The sequence below is a fragment of the Microcystis sp. M53598_WE2 genome, assembly GCF_030067735.1.
Lineage (GTDB): Bacteria > Cyanobacteriota > Cyanobacteriia > Cyanobacteriales > Microcystaceae > Microcystis > Microcystis aeruginosa.
The window spans coordinates 1-10,508 of the sequence record NZ_JASJFE010000256.1 but is presented as its reverse complement, the minus strand read 5'-3'; the positions used below and the strand labels follow the sequence as shown (position 1 = coordinate 10,508).

Here is a 10,508-nt window from a genome sequence, read left to right as displayed (position 1 = left end):
GGGGGCAAAGTTTTGGCCAGCACCTCCGGGGATGGAACCGTCAAATTTTGGGATGTTAATACCCGTCGGCGCTTGAATACCCTGAAGGGAAACGTCATCTTAAGAATGGTTGCCAGTCGAGAGGGTCGTTGGTTAGTCACTGGAGATCGGGACGGTGCGATCGCTATCTGGCGGGGAATCTAATTGACTATAATTAAGACTAGAGTGTTTTCTAGGGCGAAATATAGCTATGGCAGCAGTGATTTTAAACTTAGATACAGTCAATCTCAGCGATGAGCAGTTTTACCGTCTCTGTCAAGTTAACCCAGATTGGCAACTGGAAAGAAACGTTCAAGGAGAATTAATTGTGATGCCACCTGTTGGGGGAATTAGCGGCAACCGAGAGGCCGATTTTATCATTGACTTAGGTATCTGGAACCGTCAAACCCGATTGGGTAAAGTCTTTAGTTCGGCGACGATTTTTCGTTTACCGAAGGGCGGAGATCGCGCTCCCGATGCCGCTTGGGTGAGTTTAACTCGTTGGCAAGCTCTGAGTCGAGAAGAACAGGAGAAATTTCCGCCTATTTGTCCCGATTTCGTCATTGAACTGCGCTCCCGTAGCGATTCCCTCCCGGAAATTCAAGCGAAAATGCGGGAATATCTCCACAGTGGTTTGCGATTAGGTTGGCTAGTTAATCCTCAACAACAACAAGTGGAAATTTATCGTCCTCAGCAACCCGTAGAAATTATGGAACTACCGGCTAATTTAAGCGGAGAGGATGTCTTACCCGGCTTTAGTCTATTTATCTCCATTTTTGAGTAAAATATCCTTAAAACCGAGGTATGATCAGACCTCTGGTAAAAATCAAAATAGGAGTCGGTCGTCAGTAGTCAGGGGAAATTTAGGGACTTTTTCCCTGAAAATTGGCTAATTGACCCCCGAAAATCGGTAAAACCCCACACCCCACACCCTACCCCTAGGAAAAACTTTTTCAGCAAACCCTAACTATGACCACCGATACTGTCACCACTCCCTCGCCCAAAAAACTCTGGTTAGCAGCCATTAAACCACCAATGTATAGTGTGGCAATTATACCGATTATTCTGGGAACAGCGATCGCTTATCAGGAAACAGGTCTATTTTCTCCCCCGGTTTTTGCCACTTTTATCCTCTCAGCTATTTTAATTCTCGCTTGGTTAAATCTCAGTAATGATGTTTTTGATGCCGATACCGGGATCGATGTCAATAAAGCCCATTCGATTGTTAATTTAACCGGTAACAAATCTTTAATTTTCTGGCTGAGTAATCTTTTTCTATTATTAGGCATCGCTGGTATTTTTGCTATTAGTTATGGGCGAGGCGATTGGATGCTCCTAGAATTAATCGCCCTCTGCTGTTTTTTGGGCTATACCTATCAAGGGCCTCCCTTCCGTCTCGGTTATCAAGGATTAGGTGAAATTATCTGTTTCTTTACTTTTGGACCCTTGGCGATTGCCGCTGCCTACTATTCCCAAGTCGGTGCTTTTTCTCTCTCTAGTCTAGCGGCTTCAATTATTATCGGGATTACCACTTCTATCATCCTTTTTTGTTCCCATTTCCATCAAGTCGCCGATGATCTCAAAGCGGGTAAAAAATCACCTATTGCCCGTTTGGGTACTTTAAAAGGTTCTAGAGTTTTAACCGTAGTCACGGTTCTCGTTTACGTTTTAACGGTAGTTTTTGTCCTGCTGCAAGTTTATCCCCCTCTCACTCTTTTAATCTTCCTTAGTCTCCCTTTCGCTTGGCAATTAGTCAACCACGTTAACCAAAATCACGACCAACCTCAGCTAGTCAGTAACTGCAAGTTTATAGCGGTTAATCTTCACTTTTTTAGTGGCATTCTCTTCTCCCTTGGCTATTGTTTTGCTTCTCGTTTATAAACCCGATTTTTTTCTTAAACCCCTTTATCAGTTATCAGTTATCAGTTATCAGTTATCAGATTTGAGTTTTCAGTGTGCAGTATGTATGGTTCTTCGGTTTGTCTTATGCAACGTACAGGGTTATAAGGAATGAAACTCTCATAGAGAAAGACATTTGGCGATTTTTGTTAATTGTTTTCGATCTAGAGCGAACTAATCAATCAAATCTCTTACCAGATAAGGATTTAGTCGATTTATGTCACCCTATTGAACCATACCAAGTAACGAAGAACCGTATGTATTAAGTAGGCCGTATTAAATAAGGCGGATTCAGCCTTAGTCTGGTACATCTTCCAGTTTCCTACTGTCTTTTTACTGATCACTGATTACTGTTTACTGATCACTGATGACTGTACCCGATCGAGTTTGCACCGATTAACGGAAAAGTGACAGAATAGGGAGATAGATCGCCACAAATAAAGGTTAGCATGAGTGAACAACCCCTCGGATCGGTTATTCAAGGTTCCCTGAGTGAAGGTTTAGAAATCCGTCTTTATCCGGATATTTCCGTGGAAGATATGCGCGTCGGTAAGTTTTTGGTGGTGCAAGGCACTCGCTCGCGTTTTTTCTGTCTCCTCACCGATGTCTCCCTGGGTAACTCCAGTCCCCGAATTATCGCGAATCCTCCCCATCCCGATGATAGTTTTATGCGCGATGTTTTGGCGGGTAGCGGTACTTATGGTACTATTGAACTATCGCCTATGCTCATGTTTACGAAGTCAGAGGAAGCCCCGGCTTTTCAAGCCGGGGTCTCTCTGACGAAGTCAGAGGAAGCCCCGGCTTTTCAAGCCGGGGTCTCTCTGACTCCGACTGGAGGTAATTCTCCAGCAGTTTCTGACACTTCTTTAGGCTCTTTTCAACCCCAAACTAGCGCCGATTTAGAATTACTGCCAGTTAAAACTATTCCCGCCCATTTTAGCCAAGTTTATGAAGCTTGTGAGCAGGATTTTCGCATGGTTTTCGGTTGGGAAGATGACCCCACCAGAAAGAATTTTGCTATTGGTCAACCCCTTGACATGGACGTGCCAATATGTATTAATCTCGATCGCTTTGTGGAACGTAGTAACGGTGTTTTTGGCAAATCCGGGACGGGAAAATCCTTTTTAACCAGATTACTAATTTCGGGCATTATTCGCAAACAAGCAGGGGTTAACCTCATGTTTGATATGCACTCGGAATACGGTTGGGAAGCGATGAAAGAAGGGAAGGATGTTTCTACGGTGAAAGGATTATGTCAATTATTCCCCGGACAGGTGGAAATTTATACCCTCGATCCCGATTCTACCAAACGCCGGGGAGTACGAGGAGCGCAGGAATTATTCTTAAGTTATAATCAGATTGAAATCGAGGATATTCGTTTAATCGGTCGGGAATTAGGCATCTCGGAAGCTAGTTTAGATAATGCCAATATTCTCTATAACGAATATGGAGAATCTTGGATTACTCAGTTATTAAATATGAGTAACGAGGATATTAAAATCTTCTGTACGGAAAAACAAGGCCATGCGGGATCAATCATGTCCCTCCAGAGAAAATTAATGCGTCTAGATAGTTTGAAATATTTAAGAAGTGTTTGTCCCCACAATTATATCGATCAGGTTTTACAAGCTTTAGATGCAGGTAAGCACGTTGTCATTGAATTTGGCTCCCAAAGTAATATGCTTTCCTATATGTTAGCCACCAATATGATCACCCGTCGGATTCATGCTAATTATGTTAAAAAAGCTGAATATTTTTTACAAACTAAAAACCCCGTTGATCGGCCGCAACAGTTAGTGATTACCATTGAAGAGGCTCATCGATTTTTAGATTCTGCTGTGGTGCATCAAACTATTTTTGGAACCATCGCCAGGGAGATGCGAAAATACTTTGTTACTCTCTTAATTGTTGATCAAAGACCTTCAGGAATTGATAACGAAGTCATGTCTCAGGTAGGGACAAGAATCACCTGTTTATTAAACGATGAAAAGGACATCGAAGCCATATTTACTGGAGTTTCTGGAGGGGGAAGTTTGCGATCAGTTTTAGCGAAATTAGACTCAAAACAACAGGCTTTAGTTTTAGGTCATGCGGTCCCTATGCCGGTAGTAATTCGTACTCGCGCCTACGATCAAAAATTCTATGCTGAAATAGGTGCGACCGACTGGCGAGAATTACCCGATGAGGAAGTATTAGCGGCGGCCAAAATTGCCAAAGCCGATCTAGGATTTTAGAAAAATTAATTTTTGATTGTAGAATAGAGTTGGATTGTTTTTACTGTTTACCTCCCATGACCGCTCAAATACCGATCTCGAAGATAAGCTTATACGATCGAGATTTTCAGCTATGGATCGAGACAACCGTTAACCAATTACGACAGGAGGATTTTGCCTCGGTTGACTGGACTAATCTGATCGAGGAATTAGCAAGCATGGGAAAAAATAATCGACACGCTCTCAAAAGTTTGTTAATTAAATTATTAGCTCATCTGCTCAAGTTAGTTTATTGGCAGACGGAAAGAAAGTATAATGCTAATAAATGGGAAGCGGCAATTATTAATTTTCGAGTTCAAATTGCCGATCTGCTGGAAGACAGTCCTAGCTTAAAACCTTATCTCCTCGAAATTTTCGATTCTTGTTATGGAAAAGCTAGACAAATAGTCTCGAAATTGAGCAAGCAAGAAATTCCTATAGAAGTCATTATTACCCCAGCAGAAACCCTGGATGAAAACTGGTTTCCCTAACTATGCAACAAGGTGATTTAATCGAGATCGAGATTACCGACCTCAACCATACGGGCGAAGGTGTGGGAAAATACCGAGGACAGGTGATTTTTGTGCCGGATACGGTCATTGGCGATCGCATTCAAACTCGCATCACCTATATCAAAAAAAGTCATGCGATCGGCAAACTACAAACTATTCTCCAAGCTTCTCCCCATCGTATCCGTCCCCGCTGCATCGTCGCCGATAAATGTGGTGGCTGTCAATGGCAACACATCGAGGACCAATTTCAGCGCCTAGTCAAAAAAGAGCAAGTACAAGAGGTATTAACCAGAATTGGCGGTTTTAGCGATCCTTTGGTTTATCCTCCCCTCACCGGTAATTCTCCCCTCGCTTATCGCAATAAAGCTACCTATCCCCTCGGATTTTCCCCCACCGGCAATGTGCAAGCAGGTTATTATCGTCGCGGCAGCCATCATCTGATTAATCTCAATCAATGTCCGATTCAAGATCAGGCTTTAAATCCGTTTCTAGCAGAGATAAAACAGGATATTCAGGGTCAAGGCTGGTCAATTTACGATGAAAAGACCCATCAAGGACAATTACGCCATTTATCCCTAAGAATTGGCCGCCACACGGGAGAAATTTTATTAACCCTGATTAGTACCGATAATAATTTACAGGGAATTGAGGCACAGGCGCAGCAATGGCTGGCAAAATACGCCAATTTAGTCGGTGTAACCGTGAATTATCACCCCGATCGAGGTAATGCTATTTTTGGCGCTCAGACCACAACTATCGCCGGAAGGGACTATATTACCGAAAAGTTCGCCGGATTAACCTATCAATTGGCTGCCGATACCTTTTTTCAGGTTAATACAGAGGCTGCTGAGGCTTTATTTGCGGTTATTTGTCAGAAATTAGACCTTAAAGGTGAAGAAATTCTTATTGATGCCTACTGTGGTATCGGTACTTTTACTTTACCCCTCGCTAAACGGGTTAAAGAGGTGATTGGACTAGAATCCTATAGCTTTTCCCTCGATCGAGCCAAGATTAACGCCCAATTAAATAATATTACCAACACAACTTTTATTTTGGGGGCAGTAGAAAAAACTTTACCGCAACTGACAGTTAAACCCGACATTATTCTACTCGATCCGCCCCGCAAAGGTTGCGATCGATCTGTCCTCGATAGTCTGTTACGGCTGCAAAGTCAACGCATTGTTTATATCAGTTGTCAAAGTGCAACTTTAGCCAGAGACTTGCAATATCTCTGTAAAACAGGCGATTATCAACTGCTAGAAGTGCAAACAGCTGATTTCTTTCCCCAAACTCCCCACGTCGAATGCGCCGCTTTTCTTAGACAAAAAACAGCGAATATGGTAGGATGAAATAGGAGGAAAAACCCGACACTTTAGCCGTTTATAGCTGAAAAGTCAATGGGTAAGGATAATAGCATATTAAAGACCGTTCCAGTCAACTACTTTTTTGATTAATTACCCGCTCAAAGTGGCCTTGATTCTCGATTGGTTTGTAGATCAATCATAAAAATATCTAATCAATCTCAGAGACAGAAAAGGGATAAAACATGACTCATTAGGTATGGCAATCATCTAGATCGACGGTTAAGAGACCTTAATCTTTCTGTAAGAGAACAGTCATTGAATAAAAGCTAGAGGTAAAGCGCGTGATTGCTATTTCACTGCCAACAAGCAAACGAAGCTGGAACACCATGAGTTTCGCTTCCACCTTGTATCTTTGTCCGATTTTAGATTTATTGACCGCTAGTATTCCCGAAGAATTAGAACCAGAAATTAGATTAGGATTGCAAGAAGCTTTAGTTAATGCCGCTAAACACGGCAATCATCTCGATCCCAGTAAAACCGTGGTCGTTCACTTTTCCAGCAGTAAAGACGAGTATTCTTGGGTAATTACCGACGAAGGTTGTGGATTTACGCCAGGTTGTCACCATCATGGCTGTAGTTGCGATTGTCCCAATTTTCCCCCCGAAGAAGCGGAAAATGGCCGAGGACTGTGTATGTTATATCAAATCTTCGACCAAGTTCACTGGAATCAACAAGGAACCCAACTGAAACTTTGTAAACAAATTAAACAGGAACGCTGGTTTAATTAATGACCGTGACCGTGAGAAGGACAGGGAGGAGCAGAAATCGAGCGATCAAGCCAGCCTGTAGCCTGTTGTAGCCGAGGAAGTGCTTCTTCTGGCTGATTATCTAATAAAAACACCAAAGCCGTCCCTAATTGTTCAGCGGCCCGAGCATTACGGTTAGCCTTCAGACGATGCCAGTCAATCGGTGCGATCGCCAAACGTTCCGCCAAAATCCGCGCCAATTCCAGGGTAGATAGATCATCAACAGTCTGAGATGAGGAAGAGACAGGGGATGGAATCATAATCAAAAGGTTTCGTAAAACCGTAAAATCGTCTATAACTATAGTTTAGACGCAGGAAATCGGATCGAGTCCATGTCCTTAGAAGAAAACCCATACCCTAACGATGAATCGGCAGAATTTACCCAAGCGATTGAAGAAGTCGAAGCGGCGCTCGCATCACTAAAAGACCGTTATCGACAGATCAGCGAAGCAGAACAGCAAAAAAAAGACCTAGAGGCACAATTTAGCCAAATAGAACCCCAATGGCGGGAAAATCCCCTACCTGAACTAGAAAAGGAATTGGTACAAATTCGCGAACAGATTCAAGAATTAGAGGTAATTTTAGAAAGCAATTTACTCAAAGAAGGGGAATTAAAGCGTCTATTCTGGGAAGGAATCCGTCGCGGACTGCTGGGGGAAGTTTTTTGGCAAATTGTCCGCTTTGGTGGTATCGGAGTCTTACTGGGTTGGATTCTGCGATCCTGCAGCGGGTGATTAACTGCACAGGGGTGGGTGTGTTGCCTTGAGAAGCTGATTAGGGTTGGGTTCCATCGAGACGGATTTGACAATTATTGGCATCGAGCGTACCTAGAGGATCGCCATTATAAGTGCCTTGTTTAACCATTCCTAGCATAGAGGCGATAACTAGACATTTTCTTTCTTGGTTAGGATAGGGCGCGGCGGTGGCATTGGCAGCGGGATATAATACGATGATGGCTTGGGTTGCCCGCGGAAGAAAGGTTAGCCCCGGCACATGACCCCGAAAGGAAAACTGTACCCCCGGACTGCTGCCCCCAGGGAGAAGATTCGGAAAATTCCTCACCACCATAAATATTTCCTGCGGCAGACGTAGGGAACCCGCATTAGTATTAGTCGCCACTAAACAACCAGGCTCACTGGCAGTTATTTGCCGGTAAACCGTGGGACCAGTGCCAGTCCCGTCAGTAAAATTAATCGTGCAAATTCTCCCTAGACGGATGGCTTGTCTTTGGGCATCCCTTAGGGCTGATTGTATAGAATCGGTGGCTTCTTGGACTTTATTGCTATTTAACCAAGCTAATAAATTAGGTCCGGTTAAGGCGGCAAGAATTCCCGTAATTGCCAAAGCTATCAAAATTTCTAACAGGGTAAAACCCTGATTTTTATGGACATTGAAACGACGCATCGGGAATCACCTCGACAGAACTTCTGGCAATAACATTTTCTTGGTTGGGGTAATCCTTAGGAGTTTGATCTGTTACTTCGACTCGATAATCAATACGGAGACGATGGGGATTAGCCGCTTGGTTAATAATATCAAAAGTCCGAAAGAGAGAATAGTTTTTGGCGACAATTGTTTTTATCCCTACTAATTGGGGGTTCGTCGGTATAGGGGTAGGGAGGGGAGTAGCCGTTAGTTGTCTTCTTAAAGCTGTGGCATAACCCTCATTTCTATCTGTACACACATTGGGACTGACATTAGGGTTGGGAGGACTTATATTCGAAGCTTGAGCTTTGACATTCTCGAAGTCTTCTTGAATCCAAAAGTTAGCTTTAGTTTGTCTTTCTGCCCGAACTTTATATAAGGCATTCACTGCCATTAACTGTAAGGTTCCTGTTAAGAAAGCAGTAATAGTTAAAATGGCAATTATCACTTCTAACATCGAGAAACCTGACTCGGACGATGACAGTTTTGACTGTATCCCCTTCCCTCTTGATTTCACTTTTCACCCCCCCAGTTTTTCCTGAACACTACTGGCTTTTTTTAGCTCTCAACTACAGAAGACCTCTTGCAAAAGTCTTAAGTCGATCCTTGTACAGCAACATTTTTGAAGATTATCAACTACTAATAAATAATTAACTGAAAGTCCCTCCCATTATTGTTTCTATCGTTTGTTTTCGGATTTATGCAAGAGGTCTAGAGTACCCAGATGATCGGATATTTCTAACTCTAGTCAGGGAATTAATTCCCCGAAAACCCTATTGCTCAAGTGAGTCAGATTGTCTAAACTCTCATGCAGTTAGCATTGTACACTAATCTAGTCTTTGTCTGTGATTACCATCCGCGATCAAGATCACACTTAACCGGTAATATTAGATACACTAACAAGCTTATCCGCCTAAAATAGCAATGCCTACGCCGATTAACAGAATTAATCCGCCATAAATGACTTCTTGGGCTGGTATTTCACCAAAAATGAACACTCCTAACAGACTAGCGGCGATTGGCTCTAATAAAATTACCATGGTTACTATTGTCGGTGCTACCCATCGCAAAGCCCAGTTAAAGCTAGTATGACCGATTAATTGCGGAAAAATCGCCATCATTAACACATAAACATACACGGATAAGGGATAGCTTTTGTTACCTTGACCGAATAAGAAAATAGAAGGTAATAAAGCTAATCCTGCGGTAGTGTAGGCTACAGTTATATAATTCTTAATATTTAAGCCCTTCCTTTGTGCTTCCCGTCCGAGGAGAATATAACCACTAACGAGAATTGCCCCAATTAAAGCCAAGCTATTGCCCAATAAAGGGTTAGGATAAGAGCTACTGAGATCTCGATCGGCTAAAACAATGAATAATCCCCCCGTTAGAGCCACAAAAATGCCGATAAAGGTTAATTTGCTCGGTTTTTCTCGAAACCACCACCAACCCAACAGAGAAACCCAGAGGGGATTAGTGGTGACTAAAGTGGTGGAAGCGGCGATCGAGGTGTAGGATAGAGAAGTAATCCAAGTAGCAAAATGGAGAGCTAAACAAAATCCTGCCCCCACTGCGTAATAATAGGCTTGAACAGGGACTTTTTGGCGTGATAAGGTCAACCAGTTCGGAATTAGGACAACAGAAGCCAAGATCAGACGAGAAGTTGCTAAAAATAAACTAAATGCGATCGTAGCATTATCTACCGCTTCGATCGCTAACCGGATAAAAATTGCCGATGCAGAAACCGACACCACACCGATAGTTAAGATAAAAATAATTTTGGCGTTAGAAGGAGGCAAAATAGGCTACGCTTACGCGATGATCAATGATGTTATTCACCAGTTATTTTAACCGTAGGCAGTAGCCGGTCGTCAGTAGCCGGTCGTCAGGAGATAGGAGATTATTTTATTTATTCTCCCCACACCCCACACCCCACACCCCACACCCTACACCCCACTTCCCCACACCCCATCTGCTATTCACTTAATCTATGGAACTACCAGAATTAAATATAGAGACAATTTGGGCGATTATTAACGATGAAATTGACGACGAAACCGTTAATAAATTGGTCTGGCAAAGTTTAGGCTATCGCTACGATGAAAGTCAGGGAAAATGGGATAATAGTCAAGTAGAGGAAGATTGGCGCTGTGAATATCCTCAACCCCCGGATTTTATTGCCAATCGTCCCCCAACAGTAAAATTAACTCGATCGATCTTGCCAGAAAATAAACAATTATTAAAAGATAAATTGGGGTTTACCGGTTATAAAATTGGCGAATTCAATCCCCG

Annotated in this window: 13 protein-coding genes; 9 read left to right on the top strand and 4 right to left on the bottom strand. The window is 42.8% G+C overall.

Annotation, left to right across the window (positions count from 1 at the left end):
* The 7 genes from PX636_RS05430 to PX636_RS05400 form a co-directional block, all read left to right on the top strand.
* Positions 1-183 (top strand): WD40 repeat domain-containing protein (locus tag PX636_RS05430; RefSeq protein ID WP_502882846.1); only part of this gene is annotated, 183 nt, incomplete at its 5' end.
* A 46-nt stretch (positions 184-229) separates the two neighbouring features.
* Complete coding sequence (locus PX636_RS05425; RefSeq protein WP_002798225.1) at positions 230-802, top strand: Uma2 family endonuclease; 573 nt, start codon at positions 230-232, stop codon at positions 800-802.
* A gap of 185 nt (positions 803-987) precedes the next feature.
* Entirely contained in the window at positions 988-1,899 is a 912-nt protein-coding gene (gene menA, locus PX636_RS05420) for a 2-carboxy-1,4-naphthoquinone phytyltransferase (protein ID WP_002798226.1), read from the top strand.
* A 467-nt stretch (positions 1,900-2,366) separates the two neighbouring features.
* The gene (locus PX636_RS05415; protein WP_288116426.1) at positions 2,367-4,151 is read left to right on the top strand and encodes a helicase HerA domain-containing protein; all 1,785 of its coding nucleotides are present in this window, start codon (positions 2,367-2,369) and stop codon (positions 4,149-4,151) included.
* Positions 4,152-4,207: 56 nt separating this feature from the next.
* On the top strand, positions 4,208-4,660 hold the full coding sequence (locus tag PX636_RS05410; protein ID WP_288116425.1) for a DUF29 domain-containing protein: 453 nt from the start codon (positions 4,208-4,210) through the stop codon (positions 4,658-4,660).
* Positions 4,661-4,662: 2 nt separating this feature from the next.
* Positions 4,663-6,030 (top strand): 23S rRNA (uracil(1939)-C(5))-methyltransferase RlmD, encoded by a 1,368-nt coding sequence (rlmD, locus tag PX636_RS05405; protein WP_002798231.1) that lies wholly within the window; start codon positions 4,663-4,665, stop codon positions 6,028-6,030.
* A gap of 341 nt (positions 6,031-6,371) precedes the next feature.
* A complete protein-coding gene (locus PX636_RS05400; RefSeq protein WP_288116424.1) occupies positions 6,372-6,773 on the top strand; it encodes an ATP-binding protein in 402 nt (133 codons plus the stop codon).
* On the opposite strand, the gene PX636_RS05395 is transcribed toward PX636_RS05400, so the two are convergent.
* Positions 6,770-7,051, bottom strand: a complete 282-nt coding sequence (locus PX636_RS05395) for a DUF6439 family protein (protein WP_002735085.1) — start codon at positions 7,049-7,051, stop codon at positions 6,770-6,772. The genes PX636_RS05400 and PX636_RS05395 overlap by 4 nt on opposite strands.
* A 72-nt stretch (positions 7,052-7,123) precedes the next feature.
* Between PX636_RS05395 and PX636_RS05390 the strand changes: the two genes are divergently transcribed.
* Positions 7,124-7,525 (top strand): sll0565 family protein, encoded by a 402-nt coding sequence (locus PX636_RS05390; protein WP_002798234.1) that lies wholly within the window; start codon positions 7,124-7,126, stop codon positions 7,523-7,525.
* 40 nt (positions 7,526-7,565) lie between these two features.
* Here the strand turns inward: PX636_RS05390 and PX636_RS05385 are convergent, their stop codons facing one another.
* The 3 genes from PX636_RS05385 to PX636_RS05375 form a co-directional block, all read right to left on the bottom strand.
* Positions 7,566-8,195, bottom strand: a complete 630-nt coding sequence (locus tag PX636_RS05385; protein WP_288116423.1) for a prepilin-type N-terminal cleavage/methylation domain-containing protein — start codon at positions 8,193-8,195, stop codon at positions 7,566-7,568.
* Positions 8,173-8,673 (bottom strand): type 4 pilin, encoded by a 501-nt coding sequence (locus PX636_RS05380; RefSeq protein WP_288116422.1) that lies wholly within the window; start codon positions 8,671-8,673, stop codon positions 8,173-8,175. Before PX636_RS05380 ends, PX636_RS05385 begins: the two co-directional genes overlap by 23 nt.
* A 448-nt stretch (positions 8,674-9,121) precedes the next feature.
* Positions 9,122-10,015 carry a DMT family transporter gene (locus tag PX636_RS05375; RefSeq protein ID WP_288116421.1) on the bottom strand — a complete coding sequence of 298 codons (894 nt, stop codon included), beginning with the start codon at positions 10,013-10,015 and terminating at the stop codon, positions 9,122-9,124.
* 191 nt (positions 10,016-10,206) lie between these two features.
* Here PX636_RS05375 and PX636_RS05370 point away from each other — a divergent pair.
* The coding region (locus tag PX636_RS05370; protein ID WP_288116420.1) for a DUF1823 family protein at positions 10,207-10,508 on the top strand (302 nt) is incomplete at its 3' end.